This is a genomic window from Thermus brevis (genome assembly GCF_026427635.1).
GTDB lineage: Bacteria > Deinococcota > Deinococci > Deinococcales > Thermaceae > Thermus > Thermus antranikianii.
Genome location: NZ_CP102606.1, coordinates 903,225 through 922,038 on the forward strand (window position 1 = coordinate 903,225; position 18,814 = coordinate 922,038).

Here is an 18,814-nt window from a genome sequence, read left to right on the forward strand (position 1 = left end):
TTCACCTGTACTGGATGCGAGGGTCCAAAAGGGCGTAGGAGAGGTCGACCAGGAGGTTGACCAGGACGAAGACCGTGGCCACCACCAGCACCCCGGCCTGGACCACGGGGTAGTCGCGGTTGAGGATGCCCTCGTAGATGTAGGAGCCTATGCCCGGCCAGGAGAAGATGGTTTCCGTGAGGATGGCCCCGCCCAAAAGGGTACCGAACTGCAGGCCGATGATGGTGACCACGGGCAGGAGGGCGTTCTTTAGGGCGTGCTTCAGGATCACCTGGCGCTCCGCCAAACCCTTGGCCCTGGCGGTGCGCACGTAATCCTGGGAGAGCACCTCCAGCATGGCGCTACGGGTGATGCGGGTGAGAATGGCCAAGGGGATGGTACCCAGGGTGAGGGCGGGGAGGATCAGGTGCCTGAGGGCATCCATCAGGACCTCGGGTTTCAGGGCCAGCATCCCGTCCAGGACCAGGAAACCGGTGATGGGCCGGAAATCTATGGCCAAGTCGGTGGAAAGCCTTCCCCCCGTGGGCAACCAGTGCAGGTTCACGGCGAAGAGATAGACCAGGAGGAGGCCTAGCCAGAAGACCGGCATGGAAACCCCCACCAGGGAGAGGCTCATGGAAAGCGTGTCCAGAAGGCTATTTTTCCGTACCGCCGCCAGGATGCCCACGGGGATTCCAAAGATCACCGCCACCAAGGTGGCGGCCAGGGCCAGCTCAAAGGTGGCGGGCCAGCGCCTTTTCAGCTCCTCGGCCACGGGAATGGTGGACACGGCGCTGGTGCCCAGGTCCCCGGTGAGGATGTTTTTGACAAAGGTGAGGTACTGGACGTATAGGGGCTTGTTGAGCCCGAGCTTTTCCCGAAGGGCGGCAAGCTGCTCCGGGGTGCCCCGTTCCCCGAGGATGGCTTGGGCGGGGTCGCCGGGGATGAGCTGCAGGAACAGAAAGACCAAAAGGGTGATCCCGAAGAGGACGGGGACCAAGCCCAGCAGGCGTCGCAAAACGTAGCTCCACATTTGTCCGCCTCAAAAAGCCCGGACCCCCCGCAGGGGGTCCGGGGCGGAAGCGCTTAGCGCTTCTCTATGCTCTCAAAGGATTCGGAACCCAAGGGGCTCGGCACCCAGCCGGAGATGTTCTTGCGCTTGGCCAGGAGGGGCTGGGAGTGGACGATGGGGATGCGGAGGGCCAGGTTGAAGGTGATCTCGTCCGCCTGCTGGTAGAGGCGCTTGCGCTCCTCGAGGTTCGGCGTGGTGGCGGCCTTGGTGAGGATGTCGCCGAGCTCCTTCACGCAAAGGGGCTTGCCTGCGCTGTCGAAGAGGTCGGCGATGGGGCAGGCGAAGTGGGGATCGTAGAAGTTCTGCGGGTCACCGTAATCCCCGGTCCAGCCCAGCATGTAGGCCTGGAAGCCAGGGGCCTTCTTGCGGTCCGCCAGGTAGCTGGCCCAGTCCTTGGTCTGGAGCTTGACCCGGATGCCGATGGCGGAGAGGTCAGCGGCCATGGCCTCGGCGATCTCCTTGGGGGTGGGGAAGTAGGGCCGGGAGACGGGCATGTACCAAAGCTCCAGGTCAAACCCGTTGGGGTACCCGGCCTCCGCCAGGAGCGCTTTGGCCTTCTGCGGGTTGAACTCGAAGTCCGTGACCTTGGGGGATTGGAAGGCCTTCATGGAGGGCGGGGTGAAGTGGCCGTCGGTGAGCCCCAGCTTGCCCCAGAAGGCCTGGACGATGGCCTTCTTGTTCACCGCCATGGCGATGGCCTGCCTGACCCGGGGATCGGAGAGGGGTTTGTGGGAGGGGTTCAGGGCCAGGTAGCCCACGTTGAAGGAGGGACGGAAGACGGCGTCCAGGTTGCGGTCCGCCTCCAGGTCCTTGAGGTTGGCGGGTGGGATGTCGGTGGTGAAGTCAATGGTGCCGGCCTTCAGGGCCGCCAGGCGGGCGGCGGGGTCCTTGATAACCCGGAAGACCACCCGGTCCACCTTGGGGAAGCCCTTCTTCCAGTAGGTGGGGTTCTTTTCCAGGACCACCTGCTCCCCGGGGCGCCACTCCACCAGGCGGAAGGGGCCCGTGCCCACGGCGCTTCCCGTAGGGGAGCCGTACTTGGCCCCATCCTTCTTGATGGCGGCGGGGCTGGCGATGCCAAAGTAGCCCGAGCCGATGGCGGCAGGGAAGGCGGGGAAGGGCTGGTTAAGGATGAAGCGGATGGTGTACTTGTCCACCACCTGGATATCCTTCAGGATGGAGCCGGGATCGCCCTTGAAGCCCCCAAAGAGCTCAGGCCAGATCTCGTACCGGGCGGCGGCGTCGATGCGGGTGGGGTTCTTGGGGTCCCACCAGCGCTCGATGTTGAACTTGACCGCCTCCGCATCCAGCTCGGTACCGTCCTGGAACTTGACCCCTTGGCGCAGGCGGAAGGTCCAGACCTTGCCATCCGGGGAGCTGAACCAGCTGGTGGCCAGCCCAGCGGTCACCTCGGTGGAGCCGGGCTTAAAGTCCACCAGGGTGTCGTAGATCTGCCGTTGCACGTAGATGGAGATGCCGTCGGTGATGTTGCCGGGCTCGAGGCTCACCGGCTCCCCGTTGGAGCCGAAGACCAGGGTCTTTTGAGCAAGCCCCAGGCCCAGGGCGACCACAAGGCCGAGAAGGATTTTCCTCTTCATACCACTCCTTTCCGGGGTATTCCCCTTTGATCCGGACCAAGTATAAAGCGCTCCCATAAGGGAGCGCAAGCCTGGGTATAAGGCAAGGGACGCGGCCTAACCTTCCCCCAGGTAGGCCTTCTGCACCTCGGGGTTTTGCGCCAGGTTGCGGGCCGGGCCTTCCAGGGTGATCTCCCCCGTGGCCAAGACGTAGCCCCGGTGGGCGATCTGCAGGGCCAGGCGGGCGTTTTGCTCCACCAAGAGGATGGTCTTACCCTCCCGGTTCAGCTTTTGGATGGTTTCAAAGATGAAATCCACCAGCACCGGGGCCAAGCCCATGGAGGGCTCGTCCATGAGGAGGATCCTGGGGTTTTGCATCAGGGCCCGGCCGATGGCCAGCATCTGCTGCTCCCCGCCCGACAGGGTGCCCCCCTTCTGCGCCCGGCGCTCGTAGAGGCGGGGGAAGAGGGCAAACACCTCCTCCTTACGCTTCTGCACCACCTTGCGGTCGTTTTCCAGGTAGGCCCCGATCTCCAGGTTCTCCTCCACGGTGAGGCGGGGGAAGATCTTCCGCCCCTCGGGCACGTGGCCTACCCCTAGGGCCACGATCTGGTGGGCGGGGAGGCGGTGGATGGGTCTTCCCTGGAAGAGGACCTCCCCCTGTCGGGGCTTGACCAGGCCGCTGATGGTGCGCAAGGTGGTGCTCTTGCCCGCCCCGTTGGAGCCGATAAGGGTCACGATCTCCCCCTCCTCCACCCTCAGAGAGATGCCCTTGAGGGCGTGGATGTGGCCATAGTAGGTGTGGACGTCCCTAAGCTCCAGAAGGCTCATGCCGCACCTCCCGCAGCCCCCTTGCCCAGGTAGGCCTCGATGACCCTGGGGTTGGTACGCACCTCTTCCGGGGTCCCCTCGGCGATCTTGGAGCCGTACTCCAGCACGGCGATGCGGTCGGAGATGCGCATGACCAGGCGCATGTCGTGCTCGATAAGAACGATGGTGACCCCCAACTCCTCCCTGAGGCGCTGAATGAAGGCCTGGAGCTCCTCGGTTTCCCGGGGGTTCATGCCCGCCGCAGGCTCGTCCAGGAGGAGGAGCCTGGGCTTTAGGGCCAGGGCCCGGGCGATCTCCAGCTTTCGTTGCTCCCCATAGGGCAGGTTCTTGGCCAGCTCGTCCTTGCGGTGGAGGAGGCCCACGTACTCCAAAAGCCTCTTGGCCTCCTCCTCGGCCCGCTTTTCCTCCTTGCGGGCCAGGGGGGTGCGGAATACCGCATGGAAGTAGGGGACGTGGATGTGGATGTGCATGCCCACCAGGAGGTTTTCCAGCACGGTCATGGCCCCGAAGAGGCGGATGTTCTGGAAGGTGCGCCCTACCCCTTCCTTGGCGATCCGGTCCGGGGGTAGGCCGGTCATATCCTTCCCGAATAGGAGGATCCTTCCCTCATCGGGAGGGTAGATGCCGGTTAGGAGGTTGAAGAAGGTGGTCTTGCCCGCTCCGTTGGGGCCGATGACGGAGAAGATCTCCCCCTGGTTCACGCTGAGGCTCACGTCGTTCACCGCCACCAGACCGCCGAAGCGCTTGGTGGCCTGGGTGACCTCGAGGGCCTTCATGCTTCCTCCATCTCTGCCCGGTGCCGCTTCTCAGGGATGAGGCCTTCCGGGCGGAAGATCATCATCAGCACCAGGATAAGGCCGAAGACCAGCCGCTCGTACTTGGCGGGATCCACCTGGTTGGGGATCTGGGGCAGGCTGGTGCGCACGAACTCGCTGAAGGTTTTGAGCACGTCCAGGTTGAGGATGGTGAGGGCCGCAGCGCCCAGGATGGCCCCGGGGATGGATCCCATCCCTCCCAGGATCACCATGCCCAGGATGGTGATGGAGGCCAAGAGGGTGAAGGACTCGGGGGATACGAAGGTGCGCTGGGCGGCGAAGATCACCCCCATTACCCCGGAGAAGGCGGCCCCGGTCATGAAGGCCAGGAGCTTGGTGGGCAGGAGGGGGATGCCCATGGAGCGGGCGGCCACCTCGTCCTCGCGGATGGCCACCCAGGCCCGGCCGAAGCGGGAGTTGGCCAGGTTCACGTTCACCAGCACCACCAGCCCGATCATGAGGAGGACCAGGAAGTAGAAGAAGAGCTGGTAATCGGTGGTCCGGTCCAGGTGCACCCCCAGGGTGGCCATCAGCTGCCGGAACCAGTCGATGGGGGGGCGTTGCACAGGGGTGATCCCCTGGGGACCATTGGTGAAGTTGATGGGGTGGTCCAGGTTGTTGGCCAGGATCCGCACCACCTCCCCCAGGCCCAGGGTGACGATGGCCAGGTAGTCCCCGCGAAGCCTAAGGGCGGGAAGGCCGATGACCAGACCGGTTAGGGCGGTGGTGACGATGGCGATCCCCATGAAGAGGTACATGTACTCGCCGGGGAGGGGGAAGTTGCCCTGCATGAAGTTCTTGGCCTGCTCGCTGCCGAAGATGGCCCAGGTGTAGGCCCCCACCGCGAAGAAGGCGGCGTAGCCCAGGTCCAGAAGCCCCGCCATCCCCACCACCACGTTGAGCCCCAGGGCCATGGCGGCGTAGATGCCAATCTGGATGCCCAGTTCAAAGACGAAGGTGTTGGCGAAGCCCGCCAGGGGCACGGAAAGGAGAAGGATGGCCAGGGCCAGGAGTACGCGGATTCCCGTGGGGATGCGGGGCAGGGTGGTGAGGGCCACCAGGATCCCCACTAGGCCGATGAGGCCCAGGGTGTTCCCCGAGCGCATGAGGCCCACGGTGAAGGCCAGGGTGAGGAGGGCCAGGTTCAGGGTTCGCCAGTTCAGGGAAGGCCGCAGGAAGGCGGTAACCCCTAAGGCCGCCAGGCCGAAGAGGTGGCTTACCGGGCTTGGAGCCAGGAAGGCGAGGCCTAGGTAGGCCAGGCTGAGAAGGAAGGAGAGGGCGTTCATACTTTCTCCTTGACCACCTGTCCCAGAAGGCCTTGGGGCCTGACCAGAAGGATGAAGATCAGGATGAGGAAGGCCACCACGTCCTTATACTCGGTGCCGAAGTTGCCGTTTGTGAGGATGGGAAGGTAGGTGCCGAAGAAGTTTTCCAGCTGCCCCAGCACGAGCCCGCCCAGCATGGCCCCCGGGATGTTGCCGATACCCCCCAGCACCGCCGCGGTGAAGGCCTTGATGCCGGGCAGGAACCCCACGTAGGGGGTGATGGTGGTGTACTGCAGGGCGAAGAGCACCCCGGCCACACCCCCCAAGGATCCCCCGATGAGGAAGGTGCGGGAGATGATGCGGTCCGGGTCTATGCCCATGAGGCTTGCGGTGTGGAGGTCCTGGGCCACGGCGCGGATGGCCACCCCCAGCTTGGTGCGGTTCACCAGGTAGGTGAGGCCCAAGAGCATGAGGATGGATACCCCCATGAGGATAAAGGACTTGGACTGGGCGAAGATGGCCCCGCCAAAGAGGCTCACCGAGCCCTCGAGGTCCTCCACGGTACGCATGCGCAGGAAGAACTCGTTGTGCCAAAGGCCCTCAATGAAGCGCACCAGGTCCTGGAGGATGAAGGAAACCCCGATGGCGGTGATGAGGGGCACCAGGCGGTTGGTGGTGCCCCGGGCCCGCAAGGGGCGGTAGGCGAAGCGCTCCACCAGGATGGCGGTGATCCCCGCCACCACCCCACCCAGGATTAGGGCGAGAAGGAGAAGAAGGAAACCGCTTTCCACCTGGGGGGCCAGGTAGCGGAAGACCTCCACCCCCACCACCGCCCCGATCATGAAGATCTCGGAGTGGGCGAAGTTGATGAGCTCCAAGACGCCGTAGACCATGGTGTACCCCAGGGCCACCATGGCGTAGACGAAGCCCAGGATGAACCCGTCGAAGATCACCTGGGGCAGTAGGGCTAGGATTTGCTCCAGCAAGGTGCCTCCTTTCTCCGGGCCAAGGGGGTGGCCTAAAGGCCACCCCCTTGGGTTGGAATCCCAGTTTACTTGGCTCCTGGAGCGGCCATCTCGATGACGCGGATCAGCTTGTTGTCGGCCCAGTTGCCGGTGGAGGCCACCTGCATGACGAAGTACTTGGCCTTCTTGTTGTCGCCCTTGTCGTCAAACTCGATGGTGCCGGTCAGGCCTTCCATCTTCACCTGGCGCACCGCCTGAGCCACCTGCTCCCGGGTGGGCTTCTTGCCCCCCGCGGCCTTGATGGCGGCCTCGAGGGCGGCCAGGATCACGTTGGCGGAGTCGTAGGCGTAGATGCCGAAGCCCTCCATGTCCTTGCCGTACTTCTGCTTGAAGCGCTGGGCCACGGCCTTGGCCTTGGGGAAGGCGGAAACCGGGCCGGCCACCGTGGTGTAGAAGGTGCCAGCGGCGTTCTCCTTACCCGCCAGGCGGACGAACTCGCTGGAGTCCAACCCGTCCCCACCCATGAGCCGGGTCTTGACCCCCCGCTCGCGAAGCTGCTTCACAAAGGGGCCGATCTGGCTGTAGATGCCCCCGAAGTAGACGAGCTCGGGCACGGGCCGGGCCGCCCGGATCTGGTTGATAATGGGCACGAAGTTGGAGGTTTCCTCGGTGCCCACGAAGGCCACCGCCTTGCCGCCCAGAGCCTCGAGGCGCTTCTTGAACTCCTCCGCCAGGCCCTGGCCGTAGGCGGTCTTGTCGTGGATGATAAAGACGTTCTTCACCTTCAGGTTGTTGAAGGCGTACTCCGCCCCCACAGGCCCCTGGACGTCGTCGCGCCCGCAGATGCGGTTCACGTTGGGGAGCTTGCGGTCGGTGACCCGGGGGTTGGTGTTGGCGGGGGAAACCATGACCAGGTTCACCCGGGCGTAAACCTCGCTGGAGGGGATGGCCACGCCGGAGTTCAAGTGGCCCACCACGCCCAGGATGTCGGGGTCGTTGATGATGCGGTTGGCGTTGGCCACGCCCACGTCGGGGTTGGCCTGGTCATCGTAGGGCACCAGGACCAGGTCAAAGCCCAGGGCCTTGAACTTGGCCTTGGCCTCCTCGATGGCCAGCTCCGCCCCCAGCTTGATCTGCTCCCCCAAGGCCGCCTGGGGGCCGGAGAGGGGGGACTGGGTGGCGATCTTGATGACGTTGGCCTGGCCTAGGGCCATGCCCAGGGCGGCTACACCTGCTACCAAAAAGCCGATTTTCCTCATATACACCTCCTTAAGAGCACGCGCTCGCGTTGCGGCCCCATTCTAAGGGGGGGGTACCGGTTCTTGTCAATGCCCCCGCGTAAGTTTATGCCTGACCAATGGGTCAGCCCCTCCTCCTTTAGGAGGAGGGACCCGATACCCGCCCTCAGTACGTGGCCAGGTACTGGTCCAGTTCCCACTGGTGGACCGTGACCCGGTAGTCGTCCCACTCCATCTGCTTGGCCTGGAGGAAGTGGGTATACACGTGTTCGCCGAGGGCCTCGCGGATCACCGGGTCCTTGCGCAGGGCCTCGAGCGCCTCCCTAAGCGTGCCCGGAAGCTCGCGGATCTTGTGCTTACGCCGTTCCCGCACGCTCATGTGGTAGATGTTTCGCTGGATGGGGGGCGGGGGGAGGAGCTTGCGCTCGATCCCGTCGATGGCCGCCGCGGCCATGACCGCCAGGGCCAGGTAGGGGTTGGAGGAGGGGTCGGGCATCCTGAGCTCGGCCCGGGTGCCCACGCCCCGTCGGGCGGGCACGCGGATCATGGCCGAGCGATTGGCCGCCGACCAGGCGATGTTGGTGGGGGCCTCGTACCCAGGGGTGAGGCGCTTGTAGGAGTTCACCAGAGGGTTGGTGATGGCCACCATACCCTCGGCGTGCTCCAGAAGGCCAGCGATGAAGTGGAGGGCGGTCTTGGAAAGCTGGTACTCGGCCTTGGGGTCGAAGAAGGCGTTCTCCCCGTTCTTGAAGAGGGAGAGGTGGGTGTGCATGCCGCTGCCGTTGATGCCCCGGATGGGCTTGGGGAGGAAGGTGGCGTGGAGGCCGTGGTTCAGGGCCACCTTCTTCACCACCCACTTGAAGGTGGCGATGTTATCGGCGGTGGTGAGGGCATCCGCATACTTGAAGTCGATCTCGTGCTGGCCCGGGGCCACCTCGTGGTGGGAGGCCTCGATCTCAAAACCCATGGCCACCAGGACGTTCACCATGTCCCGCCGGGCTTCCTCGCCCTTGTCGATGGGGGCTAGGTCGAAGTAGCCCGCCCGGTCGTGGGTTTCCACGGTGGGAAGGCCCTCGGGGGTCCTGAGGAAGAGGAAGAACTCCGGCTCGGGGCCCGCATACATGTTGTCAAAGCCCAGCTTCTTAAGCCGCTCCACCTGGCGCTTCAACACGTACCGCGGGTCCCCCTCGAAGGGACGGCCATCGGGGTAGGTCACATCGCAGATGAGCCGGGCCACCCGGCCACGGGCGGGGTCTTCCAGGCCATCGGGGAGGATGACGAAGGTGTTGTAGTCAGGCTTGAGGAGCATGTCGGACTCCTCGATGCGGGTGAAGCCCTCGATGGAGGAGCCGTCGAACATGATCTCCCCGTCCAGGGCCTTCTCAAACTGGGACTCGGGGACCTCCACGTTCTTCACCACGCCCAGGATGTCGATGATCTGGAGCCTGAGGAACTTGACCTTCTCCGCCTTGAGCGCCTTAAGGATTTCCGCCTTGGTGTACGCCATTTTTGACCCCCTTGACCTGCTGAGGCCGGGCATTCACCCCTTTTCCCCAGCAGATTGCGCAAAGTGTACAGCAAATATATGCACACTGTCAAGCCTTATCCCATCACCTATCAAGGAAGGTCTGGCCTGGTGGTCCTTGACCCTAAGCTGGCCTGGCCTTGAGTAGACTGAAGCCTGGAGGTCGGGTATGTATAAGCGGCGCGAGGTATTGAAGGCAGGAGCGGCTTTAGGTTTGGCGGGCCTGGGCTTGGGGCGGGCCCAGGGGGGGTTTACCCTCACCCTGGTGCACACCAACGACACCCATGCCCACCTGGAGCCCATGGAGCTCACCCTTTCCGGCAAGAAGGTGAGGGTGGGGGGTGTGGCCCAGCGGATCGCCTTTTTTGACCGGCTTAGGGCCAGCCGGAAAAACCTCCTCTTCCTGGACGCCGGGGATGTTTTCCAGGGTACCCTGTACTTCAACCAGTACCGGGGCCTGGCGGACCGGTATTTCATGCACCGGGCCCTTTACCGGGTCATGGCCCTGGGCAACCACGAGTTCGACCTGGGGCCGGGTCCTTTGGCGGAGTTTTTGAAGGGGGCCCGGTTTAAGGTGGTGTCCGCCAACGTGGGGGTGGAGCGGGAGCCCAGGCTCAAGGGGCTCTTTACCCCCTATGCCGTGGTGCCGGTGGGCGGGGAAAAGGTGGGGGTGATCGGCCTCACCACCCCGGACACCCGGGAGATCGCCAACCCGGGGCCCACCGTGGACTTCCTGGATCCCTATGAAACCGCCCAGAAGGCGGTGTACGAGCTGCTGAAAAAGGGGGTGAACAAGATCGTGGTCCTCTCCCACCTGGGCTACGGGGAGGACCTGAAGCTGGCCAGGAGGCTCGTGGGCGTGCAGGTGATCGTGGGCGGCCACTCCCACACCCTTTTGGGGAGCTTTCCCCACAAGGAGCTCGCCCCGGCGGGGCCCTACCCCACGGTGGTGAAGAACCCGGAGGGCAAGGACGTGTTGGTGGTGCAGGCCTGGGAGTGGGGGAAGGTGGTGGGCCTCTTGGAGGTCACCTTTGACGCCAAGGGGGAGCTCCTTGCCTACAAGGGCGAGCCCCTCCTCATGACCCCCGAGGTTTCCCCCGAGGACTTCTTCGCCAAGGAGGCCCTTCTGGCCTACGCCCAACCGGTCATGGCCTTGATGGGCCAGGTGATCGCCCAGGCCAAGGTGGACCTCATCGGCGAAAGGGCCATCGTGCGCAAGCGGGAGAGCAACCTGGGCAACCTCATCGCCGACGGTATGGTCTGGAAGACCCGGAATGCCGGGGTGCAGATCGCCCTGCAAAACGGCGGGGGGATCCGCACCACCATCCCCAAGGGACCCATCACCGTGGGCAAGGTCTACGAGGTCCTGCCCTTCGGCAACACCTTGGTGGTGATGGACCTAAAGGGCAGGGAGATCAAGGCGGCCCTGGAGAACGGGGTTTCCCAGTGGGAGCAGGGTGCGGGCCGCTTCCTCCAGGTTTCCGGCCTGCGCTACGCCTTTGACCTTTCCCGGCCAGCAGGGGACCGGGTGGTGCGGGTGGAGGTGAGGACGGAGAAGGGCTATGTGCCCCTGGACCCCGAGGCCACCTACCGGGTGGTGGTGAACAACTTCATCGCCAACGGGGGCGACGGCTTCACCGTGCTCAAGGAGGCCCAAGGCTTTAGGGTGGACACCGGCTTCAGCGATGCGGAAAGCTTCATGGACTACCTCAAGGAGCTCAAGGAGGTGGAGGCGGGCCTCGAGGGGCGGATAGAAATCCTCAACGAACCCAAAGGGGAAAAACCCGCCTACTGGGCCTACCGGGTTCCCGAGCGGGTGGGGGTTTAGGCCAGAGGCAAAGGCCCCGGGGACCGGTCCCCGGGACCCTTCTTGCGGAAGGCCTATTCGGCGGTGACCAGGGTGCGCACGGGATCCCCCACCCGAACTAGACCGCCTTCCAGCACCCGGGCGTAAAGACCCCGGCCCCCATAGAGGAGCTTGGGAAGCCTCAGGTCAAACTGGGAGAGGCTGGAGCAGACCGTGCACACCTGGGCGAGTTCCAAAAGAGCTTCCCCCACCCGGAGCCGGGTTCCCGGGGGCAGGTCATGGGGATCCAGGTCCAGGAGAAGGTTTTCCCCCAGGGCCCCGAAGGGGAGGTCGATGCCCGCTTCCCTGGCCTTCTCGTAGGCGGGAAGCCCCGCCACCAGGACGGCCCGGTCGGGGTCCTTACCCGCATGCCGGTCCCCTTTGGCCCCGAAGCCCGCCAGCAGTTCCAAGACCTCCACCCGGGGCTTGGGGAGCCCCGAGCCCAGCCCCAGGTGGAGGGAAACAACCCGGTTCATTGCTTGCGCGTCTGGGGGGTGTAATGGGCCTGGAGGTAGGCCAGGATCTTTTCCGCGGCATCCGGCGGAATGAACTTTTCGGCACCGAAGGTCTTCATCATCTTGTCCATGGTGGGCTTCCAGTTGGCAAGGGGAGGTTGCATGGTGATGTAGGTCACGCTGTGGCAGATGGAGCAGTAGCCCATGACCAGTTCTTTCCCCTCGCCCTCGGCCAGCTCAGCCGTGTACATGGGAAGGGCCCCGATCTTTATGGTCGTGCCCTCGCCTGCGGCCGCAGGAGCAGGCTGCAGAATCATTCCAAGGGTGCCCTGGGTCCACTGGCCGGCCACCGTTCCCGGCACCTCAGCCACTACCAAGCCTACAGCCATAAGAAGGGCCACTAAAATCAGGATCCTTTTCATCCGCCGCCTCCTATTTGGCTGCCAGGACCACCACTTCCTGGCGCTCGATCTTGTTCCACATGTAACCGCCGGGGTTCCACACGGGGGTATCGGGCTGGGTGTTGCCCTTTTCGTCCGTGGCCCGAACCGCAATCACATGCGTCCCAGGTGTGCTGGGCCGCCAGGTGAACTCGAAGGTGCGGAAGGAGTACTTGCCGTAATCCGGCCCGAGAAGCGCGGTACGCCAGGTCTTGCCGTCATCGGTGGAAACCTCCACCTTGACCACCTTTCCATGGCCGCTGAAGGCGATGCCCCGCACCTTCACCGGCATGCCCACCACCAGGGGACTTGAGCCGTCGGGGTCGATGATGAAGGAGCGGACCGGCATGTTCACCTTGCCGATGGGGACCATCTTGACCTTGCCGGCCGCCACGTCCTCCGGGGTGGTGGAGCCGTTGGGGGTGTCGGGAACCTTGTAGGCGGGGGTCATCCAGAAGTTCTTGTCCTCCTCGGTGAGGGCCCGGATCCAGGTGACGTGTTTCAGCCAGTAGGTGGCGAACTTGCCGGGTACCACCAGGCGCACGGGGAACCCGTTGAGCATGGGCAGGGGCTCCCCGTTCATGGCATAGGCCAGGATGGTTTCCTCCAGCACCGGGTCGCCCCAGTCCAGGGACTTTATGAAGCGGCCCGAGCCCAGGTTCTCCGGCCCCTTGCCCCGGTCCAGGCCCTCGAACTGAATCTGGACGGTCCCTGGCTTAACCCCAGCGGCCTCCAGGAGGTCCATGAGGCGCACCCCCGTCCAAAGGGCATTGCCCATGGCCCCGTTGCCCCACTGGCCCCCGGCCACCCGGGGCTGGAAGCGGCTACGGGAGTTGCCGGAGCACTGGTTCACAGCAGCAATGGATACGGGCTTGAACTTGGTTATGAGGTCCTCGAGGCTGAACTCCAGCTGCCGTGCGAAGTTGCCTTCCAGCTTCAGGCGCCACTTGGAGAGGTCGATCTCGTTGGGGATTTCGTCCAGGTGGTAGCGCACGTAGAACGCCTCGTTGGGGGTGAAGACCGTGCGGAAGTAGTGCCTGGGGGTCTCCAGCTGGACGGGGCGGTCGGTGAGGCGCAGAAGGGGGAGCTTCTGCGGGTAGACCACAAAGGGGTTAACCCCGTTCCAGTAGGGGTTGGGGCCGGGCCCGGTGAAGGAAGGCAGGGGCGTTTCCGCCTGGGCCGAGGTCTGGGCCAGGCTGGGGCGCAGGGTTGCCAGGGCCCCCCCAGCACCCAGCAACTTGAGCAATAACCGACGGTTGATGGATTTTTCCATATGGCCCTCCCTTGTGAGGACAGAGACAAAGCGTGGGGATGAGCAAGAGACGTTTGTCCCTAGTCCTCGTGGCTTCAATACTAGAGGGCAAACCTTACCCGTGTCAAGTTAGGGTAGGCTCTGGTTTAGTCCCATGCTAAGGGGTGTATGCGAGAGCGCTTATCCAGGGGTATGCCGGGGTTATGATGAGTCCCATGCTCAAGGGTGAAGGCCCGGGTCCCCTTCCCCCTCTCCTGCAACAGTATGTGGAACTCAGGGACCGCTACCCCGACTACCTCCTCCTCTTCCAGGTGGGGGACTTCTACGAGTGCTTCGGGGAGGACGCGGAAAGGCTGGCCCGGGCTTTGGGATTGGTGCTTACCCACAAGTCCAGCAAGGACTTCACCACCCCCATGGCGGGGATTCCCATCCGGGCCTTTGACGCCTATGCGGAAAGGCTTTTAAAAATGGGTTTCCGGCTGGCGGTGGCGGACCAGGTGGAACCGGCGGAGGAGGCCGAGGGCCTGGTGCGGCGGGAGGTGACCCAGCTCCTCACCCCCGGCACCCTGGTGCAGGAGGCCCTTCTTTCCAAGGAGGCCAACTACCTGGCGGCCATCGCCACCGGGGATGGTTTCGGGGTGGCCTTTCTGGACGTGTCCACCGGGGAGTTCAAGGGTACCCTGCTTAAGAGCAAGAGCGCTTTGTACGACGAGCTATTCCGCCACCGGCCCGCCGAGGTGCTCCTGGCCCCGGAGCTCAGGGAAAACCGGGAGTTTATGGTGGAGTTCCAGCAGCGCTTTCCGGTTATGCTTTCGGAGGCTCCCTTTGAACCAATGGGGGAAGGGCCCTTGGCCCTGCGCCGGGTCCAGGGGGCGCTCCTTTGGTATGCCCGCTGGACCCAAGGGGAGGGGTTTTGCCCCAGGCCCTTCCGCCCCTATGACCCCGGGGCCTTCATGCACCTGCCCGAGGCCACCTTGAGGGCCCTCGAGGTCTTCGAGCCCATCCGGGGCCAGGACACCCTCTTCGGCGTTCTGGACGAAACCCGCACGGCTTTTGGTCGCAGGTTGTTGCAAAGCTGGCTCCGCCATCCCTTGCTGGAGGCGGGTCCCCTGGAGGCCCGGCTGGACCGGGTGGAGCGCTTTGTAAGGGAAGGGGCCCTGCGGGAAGGGGTCAGGCGGCTCCTCTTCCGCCTGGCGGACCTGGAAAGGCTGGCCACCCGGCTGGAGATGGGGCGGGCATCCCCGCGAGACCTGGGCTCCTTGCGCCGGAGCCTGGAGATCCTGCCCGAGCTCCGGGCCCTCTTGGGGGAGGAGGTGGTCCTTCCCGACCTGGGTTCCCTCCTGGAGGAGTTGAGGGCGGCCTTGGAGGAGGAACTCCCCCTCAAGCTCTCCGAGGGAGGGCTGATCCGCCAGGGCTATGATCCCCATCTGGATGCCCTGCGGCAGGCCCACCGGGAGGGGGTGGCCTACTTCTTGGAGCTGGAGGAGCGGGAGAAGGCCAGAACCGGCATCCCCACCTTGAAGGTGGGCTATAACGCCGTCTTCGGCTACTACCTGGAGGTGACCCGACCCTACTACGAAAGGGTTCCCTCGGAGTACAGGGCCATCCAGACCCTGAAGGACCGGCAGCGCTACACCCTGCCGGAGATCAAGGAGAGGGAAAGGGAGCTCTACCGCCTCGAGGCCCAGATCCGCCGCCGGGAGGAGGAGGTCTTCCTGGAGCTCAGGGAAAAGGCCAGGAAGGAGGCGGAGGCCCTCAGGGAGGCGGCCAGGGTCCTGGCGGAGCTGGACGTCTATGCCGCCTTAGCGGAGGTGGCGGTGCGCTATGGCTACGTAAGGCCCCGTTTTGGCGATAGGCTTCACATCCGCGGGGGGCGCCACCCGGTGGTGGAGCGGCGCACCAGCTTCGTCCCCAACGACCTGGAGATGGCCCACGAGCTCGTCTTGGTCACCGGGCCCAACATGGCGGGGAAGAGCACCTACCTGCGTCAGACGGCCCTCATCGCCCTTCTGGCCCAGATTGGAAGCTTTGTGCCCGCGGAGGAGGCTGTCCTTCCCCTCTTCGACCGGATCCTTACCCGGATCGGGGCCTCCGATGACCTGGCAGGGGGGCGGAGCACCTTCATGGTGGAGATGGAGGAGGTGGCCCTGATCCTCAAGGAGGCCACGGAGAAGAGCCTGGTCCTTCTGGACGAGGTGGGCCGCGGGACGAGCTCCTTGGACGGGGTGGCCATAGCCACCGCCGTGGCCGAGGCCCTTCATGAGAGGCGGTGCTACACCCTTTTCGCCACCCACTACTTTGAGCTCACCGCCCTGCCCCTGCCTCGACTGAAAAACCTGCACGTGGCCGCCAAGGAGGAGGAAGGAGGGCTGACCTTCTACCACCAGGTGCTGCCTGGCCCGGCCTCCAAGAGCTACGGGGTGGAGGTGGCCAGGATGGCCGGGCTTCCCAAGGAGGTGGTGGAACGGGCCAAGGCCCTCCTCCAGGTCCTCACCGCCCGCAGGGAGGGGGTGGCGGAGGCAGTACTGGAGAAGCTCATCTCCCTGGATCCCAACACCCTGACCCCCCTCGAGGCCCTCCGCCTCCTGCATGAGCTCAAGGCCTTGGCCCTGGGGGCTCCCCTGGATACCATAAAGGGGTGATCCGCCCGCTTCCTGAGGAGCTCCGGGGGCTCCTGGCCCGGGGCGAGGTGCTCTTTTCCCTCAGAGACGTGGTGCGGGAGCTTTTGGAAAACGCCCTGGACGCAGGGGCCAAGAGGGTGCGGGTGGAGCTTTACGGCGGGGGACGGGAGAGGATCGTGGTGGAGGACGATGGCCAGGGAATCCCCTTGGCCGAGCTTCCCTTGGCGGTGGAACCCTTCGCCACCAGCAAGCTTCTGGACCCCGGGAGGATCACCGCCTTGGGCTTTCGCGGCCAGGCCCTTTACGCTCTAAGGCAGGCCGCCCTTCTCAGGATCCGCTCCCGGCCCCGCTTTCAGGTGGGTGGGGGGCTTCTTCTGGCCCAGGGGGAGCGGGTGGAGGTTAGGGAGGTGGCGGCCCCCCCGGGGACCCGGGTGGAGGTGGTGGGGTGGGAAGGGGAAGGCTCGGAGCGGGAGGTGGCGGAGCTTTTAAGGCGCTACCTCCTCCATTATCCCTGGCTTTCCCTGGCCTTTTTCGCAGAGGGGGAGGCCCGGCTCCTCTTCCCGGGTGCGGGGCTTAAGGAGGCGGCCCGGCTGGCCTTCGGCCGGGTCCTGGCGGAAAGGCTCTTGCCCGTGGAGCGGGAAGCCGGGGGCATGCGGCTTCAGGGCTTGCTTTCCGGACCCCAGGCCTCCCGCACGCGGCCCGACCTTCTCTTCCTGGCCATCAACGGCCGCCCCGTGGCCTGGCCGGAGGGTTTGCTGAAGACCGTGCGCCGGGCTTACCGGGAGCTTCTTCCCGAGGGGCATTTCCCCGTGGGCGTCCTGAACCTCACCCTGCCCCTCGAGGCCTTCCGGTTGCGGCTGGATGCCAGGAAGGAGGAGGTGGCGGTCTTGGAGGAGGCGGAGGCCTTTGTGGAGGAAGGTCTGAGGGAGGCCTTCCAAAGGCATAACCTGGCCCGTAGCCTCCCCGAACCCAGGCCCCTCATGCCCTTAAGCCCGCCCACCCCTTCAGGGCTTCCCCCTTTGCGGTACCTGGGGCAGTTCCGGGGCAGCTACCTTCTGGCGGAGGCGGGGGATACCCTCTACCTGGTGGACCAGCATGCCGCCCACGAGCGGGTCCTCTACGAGGAGTTTCAAAGGCGCCTTAAGGAGGAGGGGTTAAGGGAGCTTCCCTATCCCGTTCTGGTGGAGCTTTCCCCTGCGGAGGAGGTCCTTCTGCCGGAAAGGCAGGAGGCCTTGGCCTCCCTCTTTGCCCTCGAGGCCTTTGGCCCAGGCAGGGTCAGGCTCCTGGCGGCTCCTTCCTTCCTCCATCCCTATCCCCTCCTCCTTCCGGAGATCTTCCGCGAGGCCCTGAGGGGAGAGGGGAAAAGCCTCACGGAGCTTCTGGCCCGCCTGGCCTGCCTGCCGGCGGTGAAGGCAGGGCACCCCCTGTCCCGGGCCGAGGGCCAGGCCCTCCTGGACGCCCTCCTCCAGTGCCAAACCCCCTGGGTCTGCCCTCACGGCCGGCCCACCCTGCTGGCCCTTAAGGAGGAGGACCTCATCCGGCGCTTTGGCCGTCGCTCTGGGGCGAGGGCAGGAGAAGAATCCCGTCCTCGTCGGCCAGAAGAAGGTCTCCCGGAAGAACCCTGGCCCAGGGGAGGTTAAGGGGTACGTCCACCTCTCCCAGGCCTTCCTTGGCGCTTTTCCTGGGAGTGGCCGCCAGGGCCAGGATGCCGATGGGCACTTCCTTCAGCTCCTCGGTATCCCGCACGGCCCCGTGGATCACCACCCCAGCCCAGCCCCGCTCCCAGGCCAGCCGGGCCAGGTTGCCCCCCAAAAGGGCGGTCTTCAGGGAGCCTCCCCCGTCCACCACCAGCACCTGGCCTCGCCCTTCCTCCTCCAGCACCCTTCGCACCAGGGCGTTGTCCTGGAAGACCTTCAGGGTGCGCACCCACCCTTGGAAGCGGGTCTTGCCGCCGAAGCTCCTGAAGACCATGGGCAGGGTTTCCGCCTCGGGATGGGCGTCCGATAGGTCGGTGGTCCGCCAGTCCATGGGGATATAGTAGCGCCTATGGAAGAGGCGCGGCTCCTCATCACCTGCCCGGACCGGCCCGGGATCGTGGCCGCGGTTTCCGGGTTCCTGTACGCCCATGGGGCCAACATCACCGATTTGCAGCAGTATTCCACCGATCCCGAAGGGGGAACCTTTTTCATGCGCCTGGCCTTCACCACCCCCCACCTGGACCTTTCCCGCCCTGCCCTGGAAAGGGCCTTCCAGGACGTGGTGGCAAGCCGCTTCCATATGGAGTGGCGCCTGGCCTATGCCTCGGAAAGAAAGCGGGTGGCCATTTTAGTCTCCAAGCCGGCCCACGCCCTTTTGGAACTCCTCTGGCGCTACCGGGTGGGGGAGCTTTCCATGGACCTCCGGATGGTGATCTCCAACCACCCCCACCACCAGGAGGAGGTGGAGCGCTTCGGTATCCCCTACCACCACGTGCCGGTGGAGAAGGGAAGGAAAGAGGAGGCGGAGGAAAGGATCCTGGCCCTTCTGGAGGAGGAAAGGGTGGAGCTGGTGGTCCTGGCCCGCTACATGCAGATCCTCTCCCCCGGTTTCGTGGCCCGCTACCCCATGCGCATCATCAACATCCACCATTCCTTCCTGCCGGCCTTTGCCGGGGCCGACCCCTACCGCCAGGCCCACGAGCGGGGGGTGAAGCTCATCGGGGCCACCGCCCACTACGTCACCGAGGAGCTGGACCAAGGGCCCATCATCGAGCAGGACGTGGTGCGGGTATCCCACCGCCACCCGGTGGCGGAGATGCGGCGGCTTGGGCAGGAGCTGGAGCGCACGGTCCTGGCCCGGGCGGTACGCTGGCACCTCGAGGACCGCATCCTCGTCCACGGCAACAAGACCGTGGTCTTCGTCTAATCGGTGCCTAACCGGGAAAGCGTAAGGTA

At 64.9% G+C, this 18,814-nt stretch carries 16 protein-coding genes; 4 read left to right on the forward strand and 12 right to left on the reverse strand.

What is annotated here, in order from left to right; all coding sequences use genetic code 11:
- Position 1: 1 nt before the first annotated feature.
- The 8 genes from KQ693_RS05140 to glnA form a co-directional block, all read right to left on the reverse strand.
- On the reverse strand, positions 2-1,012 hold the full coding sequence (locus KQ693_RS05140; protein ID WP_267262128.1) for an ABC transporter permease: 1,011 nt from the start codon (positions 1,010-1,012) through the stop codon (positions 2-4).
- A gap of 53 nt (positions 1,013-1,065) precedes the next feature.
- The gene (locus tag KQ693_RS05145; RefSeq protein WP_267262129.1) at positions 1,066-2,649 is read right to left on the reverse strand and encodes an ABC transporter substrate-binding protein; all 1,584 of its coding nucleotides are present in this window, start codon (positions 2,647-2,649) and stop codon (positions 1,066-1,068) included.
- A 96-nt stretch (positions 2,650-2,745) separates the two neighbouring features.
- Positions 2,746-3,459, reverse strand: a complete 714-nt coding sequence (locus tag KQ693_RS05150; protein ID WP_267262130.1) for an ABC transporter ATP-binding protein — start codon at positions 3,457-3,459, stop codon at positions 2,746-2,748.
- Positions 3,456-4,235, reverse strand: coding sequence for an ABC transporter ATP-binding protein (locus KQ693_RS05155; protein ID WP_267262131.1), 780 nt, complete (start codon positions 4,233-4,235; stop codon positions 3,456-3,458). The genes KQ693_RS05150 and KQ693_RS05155 overlap by 4 nt, the downstream gene beginning before the upstream one ends.
- Entirely contained in the window at positions 4,232-5,560 is a 1,329-nt protein-coding gene (locus tag KQ693_RS05160; RefSeq protein ID WP_219760415.1) for a branched-chain amino acid ABC transporter permease, read from the reverse strand. The genes KQ693_RS05155 and KQ693_RS05160 overlap by 4 nt, the downstream gene beginning before the upstream one ends.
- Entirely contained in the window at positions 5,557-6,525 is a 969-nt protein-coding gene (locus KQ693_RS05165; protein ID WP_267262132.1) for a branched-chain amino acid ABC transporter permease, read from the reverse strand. Before KQ693_RS05165 ends, KQ693_RS05160 begins: the two co-directional genes overlap by 4 nt.
- A 65-nt stretch (positions 6,526-6,590) precedes the next feature.
- On the reverse strand, positions 6,591-7,763 hold the full coding sequence (locus tag KQ693_RS05170; RefSeq protein WP_219760413.1) for a branched-chain amino acid ABC transporter substrate-binding protein: 1,173 nt from the start codon (positions 7,761-7,763) through the stop codon (positions 6,591-6,593).
- A 145-nt stretch (positions 7,764-7,908) separates the two neighbouring features.
- Positions 7,909-9,249, reverse strand: a complete 1,341-nt coding sequence (glnA, locus tag KQ693_RS05175) for a type I glutamate--ammonia ligase (protein WP_219760412.1) — start codon at positions 9,247-9,249, stop codon at positions 7,909-7,911.
- A gap of 187 nt (positions 9,250-9,436) precedes the next feature.
- Here glnA and KQ693_RS05180 point away from each other — a divergent pair, with 187 nt between their 5' ends.
- Complete coding sequence (locus KQ693_RS05180) at positions 9,437-11,095, forward strand: bifunctional metallophosphatase/5'-nucleotidase (protein ID WP_267262133.1); 1,659 nt, start codon at positions 9,437-9,439, stop codon at positions 11,093-11,095.
- A gap of 53 nt (positions 11,096-11,148) precedes the next feature.
- Here the strand turns inward: KQ693_RS05180 and KQ693_RS05185 are convergent, their stop codons facing one another.
- Genes KQ693_RS05185 through KQ693_RS05195 form a run of 3 tightly spaced genes read right to left on the reverse strand, consistent with a single transcriptional unit; the run spans position 11,149 to position 13,281 of the window.
- Complete coding sequence (locus KQ693_RS05185) at positions 11,149-11,589, reverse strand: MOSC domain-containing protein (RefSeq protein ID WP_267262134.1); 441 nt, start codon at positions 11,587-11,589, stop codon at positions 11,149-11,151.
- Positions 11,586-11,990 (reverse strand): sulfide dehydrogenase, encoded by a 405-nt coding sequence (locus KQ693_RS05190; RefSeq protein WP_267262135.1) that lies wholly within the window; start codon positions 11,988-11,990, stop codon positions 11,586-11,588. The genes KQ693_RS05185 and KQ693_RS05190 overlap by 4 nt, the downstream gene beginning before the upstream one ends.
- Positions 11,991-12,000: 10 nt before the next feature.
- Positions 12,001-13,281, reverse strand: coding sequence for a molybdopterin-dependent oxidoreductase (locus KQ693_RS05195; protein WP_267262136.1), 1,281 nt, complete (start codon positions 13,279-13,281; stop codon positions 12,001-12,003).
- Positions 13,282-13,466: 185 nt separating this feature from the next.
- Between KQ693_RS05195 and mutS the strand changes: the two genes are divergently transcribed.
- Both mutS and KQ693_RS05205 read left to right on the forward strand, forming a co-directional pair.
- A complete protein-coding gene (gene mutS / locus KQ693_RS05200; RefSeq protein WP_267262355.1) occupies positions 13,467-15,902 on the forward strand; it encodes a DNA mismatch repair protein MutS in 2,436 nt (811 codons plus the stop codon).
- Positions 15,899-17,521, forward strand: coding sequence for an ATP-binding protein (locus tag KQ693_RS05205; protein WP_267262137.1), 1,623 nt, complete (start codon positions 15,899-15,901; stop codon positions 17,519-17,521). Before mutS ends, KQ693_RS05205 begins: the two co-directional genes overlap by 4 nt.
- On the opposite strand, the gene rraA is transcribed toward KQ693_RS05205, so the two are convergent.
- Positions 17,415-17,909: a ribonuclease E activity regulator RraA gene (gene rraA / locus KQ693_RS05210; RefSeq protein WP_041438049.1), complete on the reverse strand. Its 495-nt coding sequence runs from the start codon at positions 17,907-17,909 to the stop codon at positions 17,415-17,417. The genes KQ693_RS05205 and rraA overlap by 107 nt on opposite strands.
- Before the next feature lie 18 nt (positions 17,910-17,927).
- On the opposite strand from rraA, the gene purU reads away from it, so the two are divergent.
- A complete protein-coding gene (gene purU, locus KQ693_RS05215; protein WP_015716431.1) occupies positions 17,928-18,785 on the forward strand; it encodes a formyltetrahydrofolate deformylase in 858 nt (285 codons plus the stop codon).
- The last annotated feature ends 29 nt before the right edge of the window (positions 18,786-18,814 follow it).